Here is a 19,181-nt window from a genome sequence, read left to right as displayed (position 1 = left end):
CCCGGCTGCAACGCCAGGCCTTGCCTCACAGCAGCACGCGCCGCATGTCGGCCAGCACCTGCGACAGGTAGGTGGTGAAGCGGGCGGCCAGCGCACCGTCGATGACGCGGTGGTCGTAGCTCAGCGACAGCGGCAGCATCAGCTTCGGCGCGAATTCCTTGCCGTTCCAGACCGGCTGGATCGACGACTTGGACACGCCCAGGATGGCCACTTCCGGTGCATTCACGATGGGGGTGAACGCGGTGCCACCGATCCCGCCCAGCGAGCTGATCGAGAAGCAGCCACCGCTCATGTCGGCCGGGCCCAGTTTGCCGTCGCGCGCCTTCTTGGCCAGTTCGCCCGATTCCTGCGCGATCTGCACCACGCCCTTCTTGTCGACATCGCGGATCACCGGCACGACCAGGCCGCTCGGCGTATCGGCGGCGAAGCCGATGTTGAAGTACTTCTTCAGGGTCAGGTTCTCGCCGCTGGCATCCAGCGAAGCGTTGAACTCGGGGAACTTCTTCAGCGCGGCGGCGCTGGCCTTGACCAGGAAGGCGAGCATGGTCAGCTTGATGCCGGCCTTCTCGTTTTCCTTGTTCAGGGCCACGCGCAGGGCCTCCAGCTCGGTGATGTCGGCCTGCTCGAACTGGGTGACGTGCGGGATCATGGCCCAGTTGCGGGCCAGGTTGGCGCCGGAGATCTTCTTGATCCGCGACAGCGGCTGGACCTCGACCTCACCGAACTTGCTGAAGTCCACCTTCGGCCACGGCAGCAGGTTCAGGCCACCACCGGCGGCCACGGTGCCGCCGCTGGCAGCGACGCCGCCGGTCAGCGCGGACTTGACGAACTTCTGCACGTCGCCCTTGGTGATGCGGCCACCCTTCTCGGTGCCGCTCAGCTGGTTCAGGTCCACGCCCAGTTCGCGGGCGAACACGCGCACCGCCGGGGAGGCATAGGGCACCTTCTGCGGCAGCACGCTGTCGGCGTTGAACTGCACCGGCGGGCTGGTCGGCGCGCCGGCCGACGGGGCCGCAGCGGCCGGGGCCGGCTGGGTCGGCTTGGCGGCGGCCTGCTCGATCTCGCGGGCGGCCAGCTTGTCCGGCTGCGCCGGGGCGGCAACTGGCTCGACCTTGGTCGCGGTTTCGGCAGCTTCGGTCTTGGCGGCGGCAGCCGGGGCAGCGGCGGCGGCCGGCTTGGCCTCGCCTTCGGCCACTTCGATCAGCGCCACGACCTTGCCCTCGGACAGGTTGTCGCCGATCTTGACCTTGATCTCTTTGACCACGCCCGCCACCGAGGACGGCACTTCCATCGTGGCCTTGTCCGATTCCAGCGTGACCAGGCCCTGGTCCTTCTTGACGGTGTCACCAACGGCGACCAGCACCTCGATTACCGGGATATCGCTGTAGTCACCGATATCGGGGACAAGTGCTTCCTTGATTTCGGCCATGGGGATAACTCCGGCAATCTGGTGTAGGGAATCGCCTATTGTAGGGCAGGAGGCGGCAGCGCCAACCGGCTGGGCGATTTTTTGCTGCCCCTGTCCCGGGACAAGCTGTTGCAGTGGCCTGCCTTGGCGGGCTTGTGCTTGGTACAGCACGAAGCAGTATTTTCCAGTCGGTACCGTATTGTCCGGCCCGGGCCAGGCCCTCAGCCCTGCAACGCGTCGGCCAGCGGCTGCCATGCCGCCTGCAGCCGGGGCAGCGGCCAAGCCGCATTGGCCGGGCTGGTGGACGGCAGCGCCCAGACCGCCGGCGCCCCATCGGCGGCTGGCAGCGCCGGTGCGATGCGCGCCATGAACAGCTGGTGGGCAGTACCACCGTTGCAGGCGATGGCCTGCAGCCGGGGCAACCCGGCCATCAGTGCAGGCAGCGCATTGGGAACTTCACTGCCGCGCACGATCGACGCATCCAGGCTGCCACGTCGCTCGCAGCGCCCGATGACATCCCACAGGCCCACGCCGGCCGCGTTGAGTGCGGCGATGCGCGCGGGGTAGGCAAGCGTTGCCTCCACGCCGCACAACAACTGCATCAGCGGCCAGAACCGATTGCGCGGATGTGCGTAGTACTGCGCGGCCTGCAGCGACGCCACGCCGGGCATGGAGCCCAGCACCAGCACGCGGCACTGCGGCGATACCTGCGCGGGCAAGCCGATGCACGTGGTTGCTTCCATCACATCTCCAACAGGTGCATGAACATCTTCGCCGGCCGAATTGCCCGCGATTGCAGGGATTTTCCGCTGTTCGCTGAACGGAACAAACTAAAATTTAACGCGCGTCGGATTCGATTCATGTTGCGGGGACTACGTTTGCCTCGCCCCGGAAGCAACGGGGCCCAGAACAAAAAAATACCTGAGGAGATTCCCCCATGCGCTCCATCCGTACCCTGACCCTGGCAACCCTGACCGCACTGGCCTTTGCACCGGCCGCTTTCGCGCAGGACACCACCACCACTGACGACACCGCCTCGGGCAAGCATTTTGCCGTGGTCGGCGGCGTGTCGCTGCTGCAGCCCAAGAACGATCCCATCGACGGCGTGCGCAAGGTGGACGGTGGCCCGGCGCCGACGGTCAGCTTCAGCTACTACATCAACGACAACTGGGCCGTGGAACTGTGGGGCGCAGCCGACAAGTTCGACCACCGCGTGCGCGGCACCGACAGTGCGCGCCTGGGCACGGTTGAGCAGCAGCCAATCGCGCTGAGCGGCCAGTACCACTTCGGCCAGGCCGACAATGTGTTCCGTCCGTTCGTGGGCGTCGGTTACTACGAGTCGAACTTCAGCAATGAAGACCTGGCCAGCGACGTAGGTCACATCGGGCTGGAAACCGCCAAGGGCGCCATCGGCACCGTGGGCGTGGACATGAACATCAACAGCACCTGGTTCGCCCGCGCCGATGCCCGCTACATGCATTCGCGCCCGGAACTGACCGTCAACGGTGACAAGACCGGCGACAAGGCCAAGCTGGATCCGTGGACCGTCGGCTTCGGCATCGGTGCCCGCTTCTAAGCACCGGCCAGCCAACAGGCAGTAACGCAACGGGCCCCTCGCGGGCCCGTTGTTGTTTTCAGCCACACCTTTCATTCCCCCTTTCCCCACGCCCGGCAATACTGGCCCTGACGCGAAACGGGGAGCGCGCATGGGCGATACCGGAACCGGACAGGACCCGCTCGACGTGCTGGTGGTGGGCGGCGGCATCAACGGTGCCGGCATCGCCCGCGACGCAGCCGGGCGCGGCTGGTCGGTGTGCCTGTGCGAACAGGACGACCTGGCCTCACACACCTCCAGCGCCAGTACCAAGCTGATCCACGGCGGCCTGCGCTACCTGCAGTACGGCGAGTTCGGGCTGGTCCGCAAGGCGCTGCGCGAGCGCAGCGTGCTGCAGCGCCTGGCCCCACACCTGGTGGTCCCTACCCGCTTCGTGCTGCCGCATGCCGCGCACCTGCGGCCGGGCTGGATGCTGCACGCCGGGCTGTGGCTGTACGACCACCTGGGCCACGCCGGCAGCGCGTTCCCGCGCTCGCGGCGGCTGGACCTGCGCAGCGACCCGCGCGGTGCGGCGCTGCAACCGGGCTTCCGCAGTGGCTTCAGCTATTCCGATGCGCGCGTGGATGATGCGCGGCTGGTTGTGCTCAACGCACTGGACGCACACGAACGCGGCGCGCAGATCCACGTGCGCACCCGCTGCGAACAACTCATCCGCCACCGCGACCACTGGTGGGCGGTGCTGCGCCACGCCGATGGCCGCGTGCAGCGCCTGCGGACCCGCGCCGTGGTCAACGCCACCGGGCCCTGGGCCGGCAATCTGCTGGAGCGCGCCGGCATGGACGCACCGATCGGACTGCGACTGGTACAAGGCAGTCATATCGTGGTGCCCCGCCTGTATGCCCACGACAGCGCCTACCTGCTGCAGCAGCCGGACCAGCGCATCGTGTTCGTGGTGCCGTTCGAGCAGGACTTCACCCTGATCGGCACCACCGACGTGGACTACGACGGCGACCCGGCGGAGGTGCAGGCCGCCGGCAGCGAGGTGGCGTACCTGTGCGCGGCGGCCAGCCGCTGGCTGCGCACGCCGGTGCAGCCGGCCGACGTGGTCTGGCAGTACAGCGGGGTGCGGCCGCTGCTGGCCGACCACCACCACGACGCAGCCAAGGTCACCCGCGATTACCGCCTGCAGCTGGATGCCAGCCAGGCCCCGCTGCTGAGCGTGCTGGGCGGCAAGCTCACCACCTACCGCACCCTGGCCGAGGAGGCCGTGGACCAGCTCGGCGCGGCGCTGGGCCGTGGCGAACCGGCGTGGACCGCCGACGGCGCGCCCCTGCCCGGCGGCGACATCGGTGCTGCGCCGGTGGTGCTGGCACGCCTGCAGGAACAGTACCCGGCTATGCCGCCGTCGCTGCTGGCCACGCTGGCTCGACGCTACGGCAGCCGCGCCAGTGCCGTGCTCGGCGACGCGGCCAGCACGGTGCAGCTGGGCACCGGTTTCGGCGCGGACCTGTACGCACGCGAAGTGGATTATCTGATCGCGCACGAATGGGTGCGCACGCTCGATGACCTGCTGTGGCGCCGCACCAAGCTGGGCCTGCGGCTGGACGCGGCGCAACGCGACGTACTGGCCCAGTACGCCGCGCAGCGGGTGGCGGCGATGGCGTAGGCTGGGGCGCTGGCCGTCGCATGTCACCGGCCGGGCCACCCTTGATTCGTTGTACGGAGCAACGCATGGACAAGCAGTACGTGCTCGCGATCGACCAGGGCACCACCAGTTCGCGGGCGATCCTGTTCGACCGCGCCGGCCGCAGCGTCGGCAGTGCGCAGCGCGAATTCACCCAGCTGTTTCCCCAGCCCGGCTGGGTGGAACACGACCCACGCGAGATCCTCACCAGCGTCTACACCACGCTGACCGAACTGCTCAACCGCGAGCAGGTGGACCCGCGCAGCATCGCCGCGATCGGCATCACCAACCAGCGCGAAACCACGGTGGTGTGGGACAAGGCCACCGGCCAGCCGATCCACAACGCCATCGTGTGGCAATCGCGGCAGAGCCATGCGATCTGCGAGCGGCTCCAGGCCGAAGGCCATGAGCCGCTGGTGCGTGAGCGCACCGGGTTGCTGATCGATGCGTATTTCTCGGCCACCAAGATCCGTTGGATCCTGGACCATGTGGACGGCGCGCAGGCCCGCGCCGAGCGTGGCGAGCTGCTGTTCGGCACCATCGACAGCTGGCTGGTGTGGAACCTGAGCGGTGGCACCACGCACGTGACCGACTACAGCAATGCCGCGCGCACGCTGCTGTTCAACATCCATACCCTGGCCTGGGACGACCAGCTGCTGCAGGTGTTCAACATTCCGCGCGCGATGCTGCCGCCGGTGCGCAGCTCCAGCGAGGTGTATGCCACCACCCAGGCGCAGTTCTTCTTCGACCAGCACATTCCCATCGCCGGGATCGCCGGCGACCAGCAGGCCGCACTGTTCGGGCAGGCCTGCTTCGAGCCCGGCATGGCCAAGAACACCTACGGCACCGGCTGTTTCATGCTGATGAACACCGGCGACAAGGCGGTGGTATCGCGCAACGGCTTGTTGACCACGCTGGCATGGGGCATCGACGGCAAGGTCGAGTACGCGCTGGAAGGTTCGATCTTCGTCGCCGGTTCGGTGGTGCAGTGGCTACGCGACGGGCTGCGCATGTTCGGCAGGTCCAGCGACTGCCAGGCCTATGCCGAACGCGTGCCTGATACCGGCGGGGTGTACCTGGTGCCGGCCTTTGTGGGGTTGGGCGCGCCGTACTGGCGCAGCGACGTGCGCGGGGCGATGTTCGGCATCACCCGCGGGACGCGCAAGGAGCACTTCATCCGCGCCGCCGTGGAGTCGATGGCCTACCAGACCCGCGACGTGCTGGCCGCGATGCAGGCCGATGCCGGAATCGAACTGAAGGAGCTGCGCGCCGATGGCGGTGCGATCGGCAACGACTTCATGGCGCAGTTCCAGAGCGACATCCTGGGCGTGCCGGTGGTGCGCCCGCAGGTAGCTGAAACCACTGCCTTGGGCGCGGCCTACCTGGCCGGGCTCGCCACGGGGTTCTGGGGCAGCCGGGACGAGATCGCCGCGCAGTGGGCGGTGGACCGGCGCTTCATGCCGCAGATGGCAGTGGACCAGCGCGAGGCGCTGTACGCCGGCTGGCAGCAGGCGGTACAGGCCACGATGGGGTTCCGGGTGGGGTGAGTTTTCGGGTCTTCGCCCGTCTGCGGGGCCAGCAGAACCGTGGGCCCTTTGCAGGCGCGGGTGTCGTTGGGTCGGGCGCTGGGCCCCCATGCCCTTTCCGGCGAATGTCCTCCGGCGTCGGCCTGCGGCCGCCCCCTCCCCCTTTAGTTCGCCTCCAAGGGCACGGGGGCCCAGCGCCCGACCCAACGACTACAGGAAAAAGCCTTGGCTTCCCGCCCATGCCGCAAGCCGAGCCCCGTCGCGGCCGGGGGACATTTGCACCAGGGGCCTACCGGCCGCGACGGGGCCCACACGCTCGCGACAGACCCGGAAGAACCTTTTTTTGGCGGGGTGTCCGACCCTGGGTCGGACCCACCTCAGTCAAAACGCCGGCAACACCGCGCCCTTGTACTTCTCGGCGATGAAGGCTTTCACTTCCGGGCTGGTCAACGCCTTGGCCAGCTGCTGCACGCGGGCGTCGTCCTTGTTGTCCGGGCGGGCTACCAGGAAGTTCACGTACGGCGAGTCCTTGCTTTCGATCGCCAGCGCGTCCTGGGTCGGGTTTAGCCCGGCATCCAGGGCGTAGTTGGTGTTGATCAGGGCCAGGTCGACCTGGTCGAGCACGCGCGGCAGCATGGCCGAGTCCAGCTCGCGGAACTTCAGCTGCTTCGGGTTGGCGATGATATCGCGCTGGGTGGCCAGCGCGTTGGTCGGGTCCTTCAGCGTGATCAGCCCGGCCTTGTGCAGCAGGATCAGCGCGCGGCTGTTGTTGCTGGGGTCGTTGGGGATCACCACGTCGGCGCCGACCGGCACCTCGTCCAGCGACTTGAACCGGCGCGAGTAGGCACCGAACGGTTCGATGTGCACGCCGATGACCTTGACCAGGTCGGTCTTGCGGTCGCGGTTGTAGGCGTCCAGGTAGGGCTCGGTCTGGAAGTAATTGACGTCCACCTGCTTCTGCACCAGCTGGTCGTTGGGCTGCACGTAGTCGTTGAACACGCGCACGTCCAGCTCCAGGCCTTCCTTCTGCAGGATCGGCTTGACCACCGCCAGGATCTCGGCATGCGGCACGGCGGTGGCGGCCACCACCAGCTTCTTCGAATCAGGGTTGGATTTACCGCAGGCGGCCAGGGCCAAGGAGGCGGCGAGCAGCGGGAGCAGCAGGTACTTCTTCATGGGGGGTATCCGGGGGCAGCGATAGCGCCCAACCTTACCGCACACCCCGGCCGTGCGGTATCGGTGGCATATGACCGGCGGGCATGAGCCCGGCGGTCACTCGTAATTGCTGAGCGCCAGCGCCAGCAGTGCCTTGGCCTGTTCGCGCAGCATCACCGGTTCGATGATCTCCGCGTCCGAGCCGTAGTGCAGCACGTCCATCAGCAGTTCGCGCGACACGCTGTAGGGCACCTTCAACTCGTAGCGGCCGTCGGCCAGGAAGCGCCCCTGCTGCTTGGAATGCCAATGTTCGTCGGCCACCCAGCGCGCGGCCTTGGCACTGAAAACGATGGTGGCCCAGCCCTTGGGCGGCCCGGAGAAGATGCCGTAGCTGGCGCCCAGCTGTTCGTCCAGCTCGGTGTCATCCACGTCGCGGGCCACGGTGTCGACCACCCGGGCCTTGTAGATGCGGTCCACCGCGAAACTGCGCAGGCCCTCGCGGCCGTGGTCCCAGGCATCCAGGTACCAGTTGTCGCGGTAGTGGGTCATGCGCTGCGGCGACACGGTGCGCTTGGTGGCCTCGTCGGTGGAACGGGCGCGGTATTCGAACGCCAGCTGCTTGCGCTCCAGCACGGCCGAGGCCACGGCGCGGAAGCTGGCCTCGTCGAATTTGCGGCCGCGGTGCGGAATGACCCGGACCCGGTCCACCGGCCAGGTGGACACGCCGGCCTGGGCGGCCAACAGCCCTTCGATGCGCTGCTGCAGCGGTGCCAGCACCGAGGACAGCACGCCGCCACCGGTACGCGCCAGCAGGTGCTGGGAGGCCAGCAGCGCGTGCAGTTCTTCGGAACTGAGCCACAGGCCGGGCAGCTCGAAGCGGTCGCTTTCGTCGTCCTGGTAGCGGAAGCCGGCCTCGCCGTCACCCTCCACCGGTGCCATCAGCGCATCGCGCAGGAAGGCCAGGTCGCGGTAGACGGTGGCGCGGGAACACTCCAGTTTTTCCTGCAGGGTGGCCACCGTCACCGGGTAACGGGCGGACTTGAGCAGGCGATGCAGGGCGTTGATGCGTTCGTATCGGTCCATGACCCGATTATGTCCGAGTCGCCGTCGTTGTGGCGGCTTCGGCATCATCTTCGGCTATCGTGGAGCCCCCGAAAACCCCGTTGCCGCCTGTCATGCGACTGTTACCTGCCCTTGCCGTGCTGTCCCTGCTGCTGTCCGGTTGCGCGCGTGCGCCCGATCCGGCCGCCACCGCGCCGACCCCGGCGCAGGGCAGCGTGCCGGCCGCGGTGGATCCGGTGCAGGCGGTGCTGGGCGCCAGCCAGCGCTTCGGCCAGCTGCGCAGCTTCCACGCCAGCCTGCGCATGCAGGGGCCGCGCACGGTCGAGGCGACGATGGACTTCGTTGCCCCGGACCGCTACCGGCTGGTCACCGATGACGGCCCGCAGCTGATCATCGGCGACACCTTCTTCCTGCAGCGCGCCGGCGAGGTCCGCCAGGTGCCGGTGCCGCCGGGCCTGCTGGCGCAGTGGCGCAACCCGTTGCCGCCGGACCTGGCCCCGGCCCAGCTGCAGGTGGAAGACCTGGGCAGTGATGCCATCGGCGGGCAACCGGCCCACAAATACCGGGTGCGCCATGCCAGCGCCGCGCCGGACGGCATGCTGTATTGGATCAACGCACAGGGCCTGCCGGTGCAGATCGAGCGCCAGGGCCAGACCAAGGGCGAGACGTTCCGGATCACGCTGCGCTTCTCGCGTTTCGACGACCCGGCGCTGCGCATCGACCTTCCCTGAACAGGGCATTCGACCGAACCCCGCCTAAAGCGGCGGTAGATGGCGGGAATTGCACGCTGGATGCATCAAGTATCATCCCCCGTTGCCCGTCCCCCACTGGTTGATCCGGAGAACCGTTGATGTCCCTGCGCGTCTCGTTGCTTGTTCCCCTGCTGTTGTGCGCCCCGGCGGCGTTTGCCCAGGACACCACCGATCTGGCTGCGATGACCTCGCCATGGAGCGGCAGCGGCGGTGAGCTGGGCTTCGCCTCGGCCCGCGGCAACAGCAACACCGAAAGTGCCAACGGCCGCCTGCGCCTGCGTTATACCGACGACGACTGGGTGCACAGCATGGACCTGTTCGGGCTGCGTTCGCGCTCGGAATATGTCGAGACCGCCGATGACGGCACGGTCACCAAGCGCCGCAACACCACCGCCAACCGTTACACCGGCAGCGCCGGCAGCGCGTTGCAGCTGGGCGAGCACCGCCAGCTGACGGCCACGGTGCGTTACGAACGCGACGACTTCGCCACCTACGACCGCCAGAGCTCGTTCGGTCTGGGTTACGGCACCCGGCTGGTGGAAGGCGACCGCTTCTACATGGACGCGCAGATCGGCCCCGGTGTGCGCCGCACGCACAACACCGAAGACGACGAAACCCGCACCGGCCTGATCGGCCGTGGCCTGTTCGACGTGAAGTACTCGCTGACCCCCAACACCGACCTGGTCAACACGCTGCTGGTGGAATCGGGCTCGTACAACACCTTCGGCCAGAACGATTTCGGCGTGTCGGTGAGCATGAACGAACACCTGGCACTGAAGGCCGGCTGGCAGGCGCGTTACAACAGCGACGTGGCCGAGGACAAGCGCAAGACCGACACGCTGACCACCATGAACGTGGTCTACAAATTCAAATGATGTCCCCGATCGGCTCTACCCCCGGGTAGAGCCGACCGTTGGTCGGCTGCCCTCAACCCGGCTGCCCTAAACCCGGCGGGCGGCAGCCCGACACCCCAGCTACACCCCCAACAACTCCCCCGCCCCACCGGCCAGCAACCCCGCTGCCACCTGCCTGCCCAGCGCATCCGGGTCACGGCCCGGGCCCCGCGCCTCGGCACGTACCAGGCGGCCATCGGCCACGCCGCCCACCAGGCCCTGCAGGAACAGATCCTCGCCTTCCCACTGCGCGAACCCGGCCACCGGCACGTGGCAGCTGCCATGCAGCGCACGGTTCATGGCGCGCTCGGCTTCCACACAGGCGCGGGTGCGCGCATCGTCGAGTGCGGCAAACAACGCCATCACCCGTGCGTCGTCGCCGTTGCATTCCACCGTCACCGCGCCCTGCGCCGGGGCCGGCAACCACGCCGGTGCGTTCAACCGGGCCACGATGCGCCCACCGAGGCCCAGCCGCTCCAGCCCGGCCACCGCCAGCACGATCGCGTCGTAGCCGCCGTTGTCCAGCTTGGCCAGGCGCGTGTTGACGTTGCCCCGCAGGTCCAGCAGTTCCAGGTCCGGGCGCAGTGCGCGCAACTGGGCCTGGCGGCGCAGCGACGAGGTGCCCACGCGCGCGCCGATCGGCAGCGCGTCCACCGAGGCATACAGGTTGGAGATGAAGCCGTCGGCCGGATCGTGGCGGGTCAGCATGGCCGGCAGCGCGAACGGTGCGTCCAGCTCCATCGGCACGTCCTTGAGCGAGTGCACCGCGCAATCGGCGTCGCCGCGCAGCATCGCCAGCTCCAGTTCCTTCAGGAACAGGCCCTTGCCGCCAATCGCGGCCAGCGAACGGTCCAGTACTTCATCGCCACGGGTGCTCATCGGCACCAGCACCACGTCCAGCCCGGGGTGTACCTCGCGCAGGCGGTCGGCAACGTGTTCGCTCTGCCACAGGGCAAGCGGGCTCTTTCGGGTGGCGATGCGCAGGGTTGTCATGCCGCCCATTATCCGCGCAGCAGCGCGTATCGGCCAACGCCGGCATGCCTCGCTGCGCGGACAAGCGACGTATCGACCAGCGCCGGCGCGCTTCGCTGCGCCGGCAAGCGGCGTATCGACCAACGGTCGATACCTACAGGAGATCCTGCTTGATGCTGGCCACGCAGCGCCGGCTCACTTCCAGCGGGGCGTTGCCATGGCGCAGCACGGCCTGGACCTGGCCTGCGCCATTTCGTCGCAGCTCGAGCAGCTCGTGGCGGGCCACCAGGCAGTTGCGATGGATGCGGACAAAGCGGCCGGCGAATTCTTCTTCCAGCGATTTCAGCGATTCCTCGAGGAGGTCTTCGCCACGCGCGTGGTGCACCACCACGTACTTTTCCTCGGCCTGCAGGTAGTGGATGTCCTCGATCGGGATCAACCGCAGGCTGCCGCGCAGGCGCGCGCACAACACGGTGCGCGCCTGCTGGTTGGGCGTACCGGGATGCCCGCTGCGCCCGGCCAGGAAGGTGCGCGCGCGCTCCAGCGCGGCAGCCAGCCGTTCGGGGCGCACCGGTTTCATCAGGTAGTCGATCGCGGCGGCCTCGAAGGCCGACAGCGCGTGGGCGTCGTAGGCGGTGCAGAACACCACCGCCGGGCGCGGGTCGAAGGTAGCCAGGTGACGGGCCGCTTCCAGGCCGTCCAGCCCAGGCATGGCGATGTCCAGCAGCACCAGGTCCGGCTGCAGCGCGGCGCAGGCATGCAGCGCCTGCTCCCCGTTCTCGGCCTCGGCCACCACCTCTACCCCGGCCTGTTCGGCCAGCAGGCTGCGCAGGCGCTCGCGGGCCAGCGGCTCATCGTCGGCAATGACCACCTTCAAGGCTGTTTCCTCACGGCACCGGGACGGTGATGTCGCACGCATAGTAGCCGTCGCTCCATGCTCCCGTCATCCGCGCGGCCGGGCCGAAGCGCCACGCCAGCCGGTGGGCGATGCTGCGCTGGGCGTGGCCGGCGCCCTGGGTCAGCGGCAGCGCGCGGGCCTGCGGGTCCGGCGCGGGGTTGTGCACGCGGATATGCAGCTGGCCATTCACGCACGACAACGCGATGACGATGGTGCCGCCGCCGGGCAACCGCGAGATGCCGTGCAGCACGGCGTTTTCCACCAGCGGCTGCAGCACCAGCGGCGGCATCGGCAACGACCACGGCAACGGCTCGTCGCGCTGCCACTGCACCTGCAGGCGTTCGCCCAGGCGCAACGATTCGATCGACAGGTAGCGCTCGGCCAGTTCGCACTCGGCCTGCAGGGTGGAGTCGCCCTCGCCCGCGCCCAGCGCCGCGCGGAACAGGTCGGACAGGTCCAGCACCGCGCGCTCGGCCACCACCGGGTCGCGGCGCACCAGGCTGGCGATCAGGTTCATGCTGTTGAACAGGAAATGCGGGCGGATCCGCGCCTGCAGCGCGTCGGCCTGGGCACGCGCGTTGGCCACCACCTGCGCGGCCCAGCGATCACTCACATAGAAGTAGCGCAGCGCCAGCGCCACGATCAGGGCGGTCATGGTGGCGCTGCCCAGGGTGAAGCGCCAGAACCCGATGTGCCGGGCGAAGCTCTGTGCATCGAGCACGCCATACAGGCCGTGCACGATGCCGGCGCAGGCGGCGGCGATGAGCCCGGTCATGGCCACCGCCAGCGCCGTGCCGGCCGCTTCGGGCAACCGCGACAACGCGGTGCGCGCCGCGCACAGGCACACCGTCACCGCCAGCGACAGCCACAGCGCAAAGCCGCTGGCCGACAGGAAATCAGAGAGGCTCCAATGGCGGCTGCCATCCGGCGCCAATGCCACCACCACCACCACCAGCTCGGCCAGGCCCAGCATCGCCGCCAGCCGCGGCAACCGGCACAGCTCGGGCAACCACGGCTGCTGGCGGGGGTCGTTCATGGCTCAGGCGGCCCGGAACCGTGCGTCCAGCCAGTCGCCCAGCGCCTCCAGTTCCTCGGCGCAGACCTGGTGGGCCATCGGGTAGGAATGCCACTCCAGCGGGAAGCCGAGGTCCTTCAAGGTCTGCGCGGTGTGCGCGGCAATCGCCTGCGGAATCACCGGGTCCTGCACGCCGTGGGCCATGAACACCGGCGGCCGGATACCGTCGGGGTCACGCTGGGCGGCGGCTGTTTCCGGGTCGGGTAGGTAGGTGGACAGCGCGATCAGGCCACCGATCGGGCGGCTGCGGCGCAGTACCGCGCTCAGGATCACCGCCCCACCCTGCGAGAACCCGGCCAGCAGGATGCGTTCGGCCGGAATGCCGGCCGCCACCTGCTGGTCGATCAGGGTGTCCAGCGCCTGCACCGAGGCCGCCACGCCGGCCGCGTCGGCACGCGAGCGGAAGTCCATGCTGACGATGTCGTACCAGGCGCGCATCGGCACGCCGTTGTTGATCGTGATCGGCTGCACCGGCGCATGCGGAAACACGAAGCGGATCGCCGGCCAATGCGGGCGCAGCAGCTCGGGCACGATCGGGGCGAAGTCATTGCCGTCGGCGCCCAGGCCGTGCAGCCACAGCACCGCCCATTGCGGGTCGGTGCCGGTTTCGTTGATGACGCTGTCCAGCATGGTGCGGCTCCAATACGTTCGAACCGCATTATGCCGCGCCGCTCAGCCCAGCGTGGGGTGCTCCGCGGCGGCCTTGCGCAGTTCGGCGGCGCGCACCAGCACCTTGGGCGGTGCGGTTTCCTCGGGAATCTCCATCAGCCGCAACCGATGCATCACCGTGCCGGCACTGCGCGAGGAGGTCAGCGCCACCACCGGAATGGCCAGCACCATGCCCACCACCACCGGGGCCATCCACGCCGCCAGCGACGGCGACACGGCATAGGCCAGGGTGCCCATGAACAGCCCGAACACGCTCAACCCGCCATAGCCGCGGATGAGCGCCGGCCAGGAGATGCCCCCGTCGTCGCGCTGCTGCGCATCCCAGCCCGAATCCTTGCCGGCCAGCACCTCGGCCACGCCGCGCGACTGCACGTACATCACCACCGGTGCCATCAGCGCGGCCAGCACGGTTTCCAGCAGCATCGACAACAGCGCGCGGATGCCGCCGCCACAGCCACGGCGATCCACCCGGTCCAGCAGCATGGCGATGTAGCCCAGCACCTTGGGGGTGAGCAGCACCACCATGGTGATGGCGAACATGCGGATCACTTTCTCTTCGTCCTGGTGGCGCCAGTACACGCCCGGCGACAGGTGCAGCATTTCATTGAAATCGATGCCGCCCTGGAACAGCGGGATGGCAATACCGACCAGCATCAACATGCCCCACATCGGCGCGGTGAAGTAGTGACCGATGCCGATCATCATGTGCATGCGGCTCACCCAGTGCAGGCCCTTGGAGCCGACCACTTTGGCGTGCTGCAGGTTGCCCTGGCACCAGCGCCGGTCACGGACCAGCATGTCGGTGAGGGTGGGCGGGCCTTCTTCGTAGCTGCCCTTGAGGTAGGGCACCATATGCGTGGCCCAGCCGCCGCGGCGCATCAAGGCCGCTTCGACGAAGTCATGGCTGAGCACGTGGCCGCCGAACGGCTCGCGGCCCGGCAACGCGGGCAGGCCGGCGTTCTCGGCGAAGGCCTGGGTACGGATGATGGCGTTGTGGCCCCAGTAGTTGCTTTCCGCGCCGTGCCACCAGGCCACGCCACGGCCGATCACCGGCCCGTACACGCGGCCGCCGAATTGCTGCATGCGCGCAAACAGCGTGCGCCCGCCGATCACCGCCGGCAGGGTCTGGATCAGGCCGACGTCGGGGTTGTGTTCCATGCCCGCCACCAGGCGCACGATGGTGTCGCCGGTCATCAGGCTGTCGGCGTCCAGGATCAGCATCTGCGGGTAGCCACCGCCGAAGCGGCGCACCCAGTCGGCGATGTTGCCGGCCTTGCGGCCGCTGTTGTCGCCGCGACGCCGGTAGAACAGGCGCTCGTGTCCGCCCACCGCATCGCACAGCGCGGCGAAGGCCTGCTCTTCGGCCAGGCCGATGTCCTCGCGGCGGGTGTCGCTGAGCACGAAGAAATCGAACTGCGCCAGCTGCCCGGTGTCGGCCACCGATTCGTAGATGGCCTGCAGCCCGGCCAGCAGCCGGCGCGGGTCTTCGTTGTAGGTGGGCATCAGCAGCGCGGTGCGGGTGTGGACCACCGGCAACGGCTGGTCGGGGTCGATGCCGAGCTTGTAGCCCCGGTCGAACACCGCAGTGAGGAAGCCGGCCACCGCGCCGGAGAACGACAGCGCGATCCACGCGAACAGGGCCACGAACAGCACCAGCAGGCACGCTTCGAGCACGCTGATGCCGTTCATGGCCAGCACCTTCCACATCATCACGGTCGCGGCGATGGTCATCGCTGCCGTGCCGCCCAGGATGTAGAAGCGCCGCAGCGCCATCATCCGGGGCGCAGTGCGTTGCCGTGGCACCTGCAGCCGCCCGTCCTTGAAGGACTGCTCGGGCATCGACATCGGCGCTTCGGCCGGCAGGATCGCCTGCCCGGCATCGGCCACGTGCATGACGGCTTGCACACTCATCGGTGGCGCCCCTGCGTGGGTGATGACAGGCCGGGCGTGCCCGGTGCGGTGAGGGTCATCCAGATCCCGACACGCCCAGCGGCGTGCTTGCGTCCTGCCTGCGCGGGGCCATGGCCGGCACGCAGCTGTTGTCTGTCACTACCGGAACCCACGAACTCTCCACCGTACCGAGACGAAAAATGCGGCTCAGCATAGGGGGGCAAATGTAAGCCGGGCGCGAAAGTTCCTTTCGTGATTTCTCCCCATTCAGGCAGATCGGGCCGTGCGATCGGCACGCCCGCTGCGACAGAACGCCGCAGGCCTTGTGGCACGGGCCTCTCCCCATTCATTTTGTAAACGGTTATCATTACGTTAACCAGGCAGGCATGCGTTACCGCACTACCCACCCAGACGCGCCGGCACCCCCGCCGTGCGCAGTCCCTCCGGTCGGGTTGCCTGCTTCGTCGTGCTGTCTTCGCGAGTCGCTTCCCGGTCGGGTACCTCTTACCCCTCCATGGAAGACCCTCATGTCTGCTCCCCGCCCCTCCCCCCTGCACGGTCGTCCCGCGCGCCTGGTCCGCGCACCATTGGCGATGGCCGTGTGCCTGCTGCTGGCCACCCCTGCCGTTGCGCTGGCCGACGCCGCCGGCGAGCCCGCCGCCAAGAACCTGGACACCGTGGTGGTCACCGCCTCGGGCAACCAGCAATGGATCAAGGATGCCCCGGCCAGCATCAGCGTGATCTCGCGCGAGGATATCGAGCGCCAGCCCGTGCATGACCTGGGCACCCTGCTCAGCCGCATTCCCGGTGTCACCGGCGGGCTCAGCGCCGCCGGTGAGCAGTCCAAGATCAAGCTGCGCGGCATGCCGTCCAACTACACGCTGATCCTGGTGGACGGCAAGCGCGTGGGCAGCTCGGCCTCCACCAACTACCGCCCGGACCTGGGCCGCCAGGACCTCAACTGGATCTCGCCGGACCAGATCGAACGCATCGAAGTGGTGCGTGGCCCGATGTCCTCGCTGTACGGTTCGGATGCGATGGGCGGGGTGATCAACATCATCACCCGCCGCATCGGCGACACCTGGGGCGGCAGCGCCACCCACAGCTACACCTCGCCGCAGGACGGCAAGCGCGGGGACACCCAGCAGATCGGCACCAACTTCTCCGGCCCGCTCACCGAGAACATCGGCATGCGCGTGGGCGCCAGCTACACCAACCGCGACTCGGACCGCAGCAATGGCGGCGTGTACGGCAATGCCTATGGCGGCGAGAAGGACCGCAACTTCGATGCCCTGCTGGACTGGAAACTGAGCGACGCCCAGAGCCTGCAGTTCGAAGCGGGCTATGGCGTGCAGCAGGCCTTTGCCAGCACCTCGCTGGAGGATGAGGGCGACGGCGCCTGGGGCGCCAGCGAGCTCAAGCGCACCAGCCTGTCGTTGAGCCACACCGGCAACTGGTCCTTCGGTACCTCCAAGGTCACCGGCTACTGGACCGAGTTCAAGAACGACATCGGCCCGACCGGCCGCTCCGAAGCCAAGGACATGATCCTGGAAGGCAGCCTGAGCACGCCGTTCACCCTGTGGGTGGACCACCAGCTGAGCGTGGGCGGGCAGTGGAAGCGCCAGGAGCTGACCAACACCGACACCATCGGCCAGGCCCCGGTGGACTACGCCGGCAACCCGGTGAATGGCGCATCGCTGGAAGTGGATACCTGGGCGGTGTTCGTCGAGGACGAACTGAAGCTGCATGAAACGCTGGCCCTGACCCTGGGCGCACGCCTGGATCACCACGAACAGTTCGGCAGCCACGTCAGCCCGCGTGCGTACCTGGTCTACCACCCGGCCGAAAGCTGGACGCTGCGCGGCGGCATCTCCAAGGGCTTCCGTGCGCCCAGCCTGACCGAGAACGCGGCGTCGGCCGCCACCCAGTCCGGCGGCCGCGGCTGCGGTTCGCTGCGCCCGCTGGGCTATGTCACCGGCGGCTGCTACATGGCCGGCAACCCGAACCTGGATCCGGAAACCAGCACCAACCGCGAGATCGGCTTCAACTTCGACAACGGCACCGTGGACACCGGGCTCACCTACTTCCATACCGACTTCAAGAACAAGATCGAGTACGAACCCCTCGGCTTCTTCAACGGGTACTGGTGGACGCGCATGGACAACGTCGAGCGCGCCCGCACCAGCGGCATGGAAGGCAACTTCAACCTCAACATGGGCGACCACTGGCGCTGGCGCACCGCGGCCACCTGGATGAAGGAAGCCAAGAACCTCACCACCGGCGAGAACCTGATCGATACGCCGGAGTTCTCCGGCTATTCCTCGGTGGACTGGACCCCGGTGGATGCGTTCTCGGCCACGGTGTCGGCGCAGTACACCGGCAAGCAGGCCGGCATCGCCAGCACCTTCATCAAGGCCTACACGCTGTATGACCTGACCGCGGCGTGGCACGTCAACAGCACGCTGACCGTGCGCGGCGGGGTGAGCAACCTGGCCGACAAGAAGCTGTACGCCGAAGGCGCCACCGACTACTTCGTGGCCGGCCGCAGCTACTTCCTGGGCATGACCGCGCGCTTCTGAGGCGTGCGTGGCAGCGCGCGGGGGGTCCCCGCGCGCGCGCCGATCAGGCGGTCAGGCTGGTGCTGGCCGCCGCGATGTCGGCCACTACCGGCGGGCGCGCCAACGCACGCGACGCGGACTGCGAGAACTGCAGCTGCGCCAGCTGGTGCTGGGCCTGGGTGGCGATGGGGCAAGGCGCGATGCACGGACCCGCTTCAGCGCGTTCGGGCAGGGTGACAACACTCGACATGGTCTGGTTTTCTCGATGCATTCCAATACGCCCCACGGCTCCCCGCCGCGCGGAATGCGCACCCTATATCAAATCGATTTCGAATGTGTGACGGCGCCTGCACTCCCCCGCAGACGCGCCAAAATACTGGCGCCGGGCCGAACACCACAGCTATCATGTAAGCGTTTACACAAATACTACGGACATGGATTCCAATACCTCTTCTTCTGCACCGCTCAGCCCGAAGTGGCAGTTCCGCTTCAACTTCTTCAACCAGCATGGCGCCCCGAGTTCGCCGGCCTTCAAGGCCGCGTACAAGCAGTTGCCGTTCGGCGAGAAGATCAAGGTCAACTTCAACTTCTTCGCGCTGTTCTTCAGCTGGATCTACTTCCTGATCCTGGGCATGTGGCGCAAGGCCCTGACCATCCTGGGCCTGTCGATCGTGGTGATGGTGGTGGCCGCCTTCATGCCGAAGGCTGTCGGCAACGGCATCGCCATTGCGTGGTCGCTGCTGATCGCCCTGACCGCCAACTACTCCTATTACCTGGAGAAGGTGAAGGGCGACACCAGCTGGAACCCCTTCGCGGGCATGCGCTGGTAAGCACTGCCCTGACGCGTTGAATCAAAGCCCGGTCGCATGACCGGGCTTTTTTTTGGTTCTTCGCCCATAAGCGGGGCAAGAAGAAACGTGCTTGACGCTTTCCAGGTGAAGAAACGTGCTTTGACGCTTTCCAGGCGCAGCCGTCGGCGGGTCGGGCGCTGGGGCCCCATGCCCTTTCCGGCGAATGTCCCCCGGCGTCGGCCTGCGGCCGCCACCTCCTCCTTTATTTCGCCTCCAAGGGCATGGGGCCCCAG

The 19,181-nt window shown here is 67.9% G+C and carries 17 protein-coding genes; 7 read left to right on the top strand and 10 right to left on the bottom strand.

Annotated elements, in window-relative coordinates; all coding sequences use genetic code 11:
- Positions 1-25: 25 nt before the first annotated feature.
- Entirely contained in the window at positions 26-1,429 is a 1,404-nt protein-coding gene (aceF, locus tag AC1DCJ_RS15765) for a dihydrolipoyllysine-residue acetyltransferase (protein ID WP_137190439.1), read from the bottom strand.
- A gap of 200 nt (positions 1,430-1,629) precedes the next feature.
- A complete protein-coding gene (locus tag AC1DCJ_RS15760) occupies positions 1,630-2,154 on the bottom strand; it encodes a DNA-deoxyinosine glycosylase (protein ID WP_478071363.1) in 525 nt (174 codons plus the stop codon).
- A gap of 191 nt (positions 2,155-2,345) precedes the next feature.
- Here AC1DCJ_RS15760 and AC1DCJ_RS15755 point away from each other — a divergent pair, with 191 nt between their 5' ends.
- The 3 genes from AC1DCJ_RS15755 (at position 2,346) to glpK (ending at position 6,194) form a co-directional block, all read left to right on the top strand.
- On the top strand, positions 2,346-2,984 hold the full coding sequence (locus tag AC1DCJ_RS15755; protein WP_478071362.1) for an OmpW/AlkL family protein: 639 nt from the start codon (positions 2,346-2,348) through the stop codon (positions 2,982-2,984).
- Between the two features lie 130 nt (positions 2,985-3,114).
- Positions 3,115-4,629 carry a glycerol-3-phosphate dehydrogenase gene (glpD, locus tag AC1DCJ_RS15750; protein ID WP_478071361.1) on the top strand — a complete coding sequence of 505 codons (1,515 nt, stop codon included), beginning with the start codon at positions 3,115-3,117 and terminating at the stop codon, positions 4,627-4,629.
- A gap of 65 nt (positions 4,630-4,694) precedes the next feature.
- Positions 4,695-6,194 (top strand): glycerol kinase GlpK, encoded by a 1,500-nt coding sequence (gene glpK / locus AC1DCJ_RS15745; RefSeq protein ID WP_428711640.1) that lies wholly within the window; start codon positions 4,695-4,697, stop codon positions 6,192-6,194.
- A gap of 360 nt (positions 6,195-6,554) precedes the next feature.
- On the opposite strand, the gene AC1DCJ_RS15740 is transcribed toward glpK, so the two are convergent.
- Positions 6,555-7,349: a MetQ/NlpA family ABC transporter substrate-binding protein gene (locus AC1DCJ_RS15740; protein ID WP_314404523.1), complete on the bottom strand. Its 795-nt coding sequence runs from the start codon at positions 7,347-7,349 to the stop codon at positions 6,555-6,557.
- A gap of 96 nt (positions 7,350-7,445) precedes the next feature.
- Positions 7,446-8,411, bottom strand: coding sequence for a helix-turn-helix transcriptional regulator (locus AC1DCJ_RS15735; RefSeq protein ID WP_038686074.1), 966 nt, complete (start codon positions 8,409-8,411; stop codon positions 7,446-7,448).
- Positions 8,412-8,503: 92 nt separating this feature from the next.
- Between AC1DCJ_RS15735 and AC1DCJ_RS15730 the strand changes: the two genes are divergently transcribed.
- Together AC1DCJ_RS15730 and AC1DCJ_RS15725 are read left to right on the top strand one after the other, a co-directional pair.
- Positions 8,504-9,121, top strand: coding sequence for a hypothetical protein (locus AC1DCJ_RS15730; protein WP_313246318.1), 618 nt, complete (start codon positions 8,504-8,506; stop codon positions 9,119-9,121).
- Between the two features lie 119 nt (positions 9,122-9,240).
- Positions 9,241-10,017 (top strand): DUF481 domain-containing protein, encoded by a 777-nt coding sequence (locus AC1DCJ_RS15725; RefSeq protein WP_038686071.1) that lies wholly within the window; start codon positions 9,241-9,243, stop codon positions 10,015-10,017.
- 99 nt (positions 10,018-10,116) lie between these two features.
- Here AC1DCJ_RS15725 and hemC read toward each other — a convergent pair whose 3' ends face one another.
- The 5 genes from hemC to mdoH form a co-directional block, all read right to left on the bottom strand.
- A complete protein-coding gene (gene hemC, locus AC1DCJ_RS15720) occupies positions 10,117-11,028 on the bottom strand; it encodes a hydroxymethylbilane synthase (RefSeq protein WP_137190447.1) in 912 nt (303 codons plus the stop codon).
- A gap of 133 nt (positions 11,029-11,161) precedes the next feature.
- Complete coding sequence (locus tag AC1DCJ_RS15715; RefSeq protein WP_181406281.1) at positions 11,162-11,926, bottom strand: LytR/AlgR family response regulator transcription factor; 765 nt, start codon at positions 11,924-11,926, stop codon at positions 11,162-11,164.
- Entirely contained in the window at positions 11,895-12,941 is a 1,047-nt protein-coding gene (locus AC1DCJ_RS15710; RefSeq protein WP_137190449.1) for a sensor histidine kinase, read from the bottom strand. The genes AC1DCJ_RS15715 and AC1DCJ_RS15710 overlap by 32 nt, the downstream gene beginning before the upstream one ends.
- A gap of 3 nt (positions 12,942-12,944) precedes the next feature.
- Complete coding sequence (locus AC1DCJ_RS15705) at positions 12,945-13,610, bottom strand: alpha/beta hydrolase (protein WP_141059469.1); 666 nt, start codon at positions 13,608-13,610, stop codon at positions 12,945-12,947.
- A 42-nt stretch (positions 13,611-13,652) separates the two neighbouring features.
- Positions 13,653-15,560: a glucans biosynthesis glucosyltransferase MdoH gene (gene mdoH / locus AC1DCJ_RS15700; protein ID WP_137190451.1), complete on the bottom strand. Its 1,908-nt coding sequence runs from the start codon at positions 15,558-15,560 to the stop codon at positions 13,653-13,655.
- Positions 15,561-16,066: 506 nt separating this feature from the next.
- Between mdoH and AC1DCJ_RS15695 the strand changes: the two genes are divergently transcribed.
- Complete coding sequence (locus tag AC1DCJ_RS15695) at positions 16,067-18,118, top strand: TonB-dependent receptor domain-containing protein (protein WP_428711643.1); 2,052 nt, start codon at positions 16,067-16,069, stop codon at positions 18,116-18,118.
- Between the two features lie 43 nt (positions 18,119-18,161).
- Here AC1DCJ_RS15695 and AC1DCJ_RS15690 read toward each other — a convergent pair whose 3' ends face one another.
- Entirely contained in the window at positions 18,162-18,347 is a 186-nt protein-coding gene (locus AC1DCJ_RS15690) for a hypothetical protein (protein WP_137190453.1), read from the bottom strand.
- Positions 18,348-18,531: 184 nt separating this feature from the next.
- Between AC1DCJ_RS15690 and AC1DCJ_RS15685 the strand changes: the two genes are divergently transcribed.
- Positions 18,532-18,927, top strand: coding sequence for a DUF2628 domain-containing protein (locus AC1DCJ_RS15685; RefSeq protein ID WP_128096965.1), 396 nt, complete (start codon positions 18,532-18,534; stop codon positions 18,925-18,927).
- Positions 18,928-19,181: the final 254 nt, after the last annotated feature.

It is taken from the genome of Stenotrophomonas sp. 10N36 (assembly GCF_056395005.1).
Note: the sequence above shows the minus strand (reverse complement) of the source record. Positions and strands in the feature narration are given on the sequence as shown.

What these genes read in the sequence shown, in the direction of transcription:
- AC1DCJ_RS15715 (WP_181406281.1), bottom strand. Translation starts at nt 11,926, where the DNA reads ATGCGTGCGACATCACCGTCCCGGTGCCGTGAGGAAACAGCCTTGAAG.
- AC1DCJ_RS15755 (WP_478071362.1), top strand. Translation starts at nt 2,346, where the DNA reads ATGCGCTCCATCCGTACCCTGACCCTGGCAACCCTGACCGCACTGGCC.
- AC1DCJ_RS15695 (WP_428711643.1), top strand. Translation starts at nt 16,067, where the DNA reads ATGTCTGCTCCCCGCCCCTCCCCCCTGCACGGTCGTCCCGCGCGCCTG.
- AC1DCJ_RS15685 (WP_128096965.1), top strand. Translation starts at nt 18,532, where the DNA reads ATGGATTCCAATACCTCTTCTTCTGCACCGCTCAGCCCGAAGTGGCAG.
- aceF (WP_137190439.1), bottom strand. Translation starts at nt 1,429, where the DNA reads ATGGCCGAAATCAAGGAAGCACTTGTCCCCGATATCGGTGACTACAGC.
- mdoH (WP_137190451.1), bottom strand. Translation starts at nt 15,560, where the DNA reads ATGAGTGTGCAAGCCGTCATGCACGTGGCCGATGCCGGGCAGGCGATC.
- AC1DCJ_RS15725 (WP_038686071.1), top strand. Translation starts at nt 9,241, where the DNA reads ATGTCCCTGCGCGTCTCGTTGCTTGTTCCCCTGCTGTTGTGCGCCCCG.
- AC1DCJ_RS15730 (WP_313246318.1), top strand. Translation starts at nt 8,504, where the DNA reads ATGCGACTGTTACCTGCCCTTGCCGTGCTGTCCCTGCTGCTGTCCGGT.
- AC1DCJ_RS15735 (WP_038686074.1), bottom strand. Translation starts at nt 8,411, where the DNA reads ATGGACCGATACGAACGCATCAACGCCCTGCATCGCCTGCTCAAGTCC.
- hemC (WP_137190447.1), bottom strand. Translation starts at nt 11,028, where the DNA reads ATGACAACCCTGCGCATCGCCACCCGAAAGAGCCCGCTTGCCCTGTGG.
- AC1DCJ_RS15710 (WP_137190449.1), bottom strand. Translation starts at nt 12,941, where the DNA reads ATGAACGACCCCCGCCAGCAGCCGTGGTTGCCCGAGCTGTGCCGGTTG.
- glpD (WP_478071361.1), top strand. Translation starts at nt 3,115, where the DNA reads ATGGGCGATACCGGAACCGGACAGGACCCGCTCGACGTGCTGGTGGTG.
- AC1DCJ_RS15740 (WP_314404523.1), bottom strand. Translation starts at nt 7,349, where the DNA reads ATGAAGAAGTACCTGCTGCTCCCGCTGCTCGCCGCCTCCTTGGCCCTG.
- AC1DCJ_RS15705 (WP_141059469.1), bottom strand. Translation starts at nt 13,610, where the DNA reads ATGCTGGACAGCGTCATCAACGAAACCGGCACCGACCCGCAATGGGCG.
- AC1DCJ_RS15690 (WP_137190453.1), bottom strand. Translation starts at nt 18,347, where the DNA reads ATGTCGAGTGTTGTCACCCTGCCCGAACGCGCTGAAGCGGGTCCGTGC.
- glpK (WP_428711640.1), top strand. Translation starts at nt 4,695, where the DNA reads ATGGACAAGCAGTACGTGCTCGCGATCGACCAGGGCACCACCAGTTCG.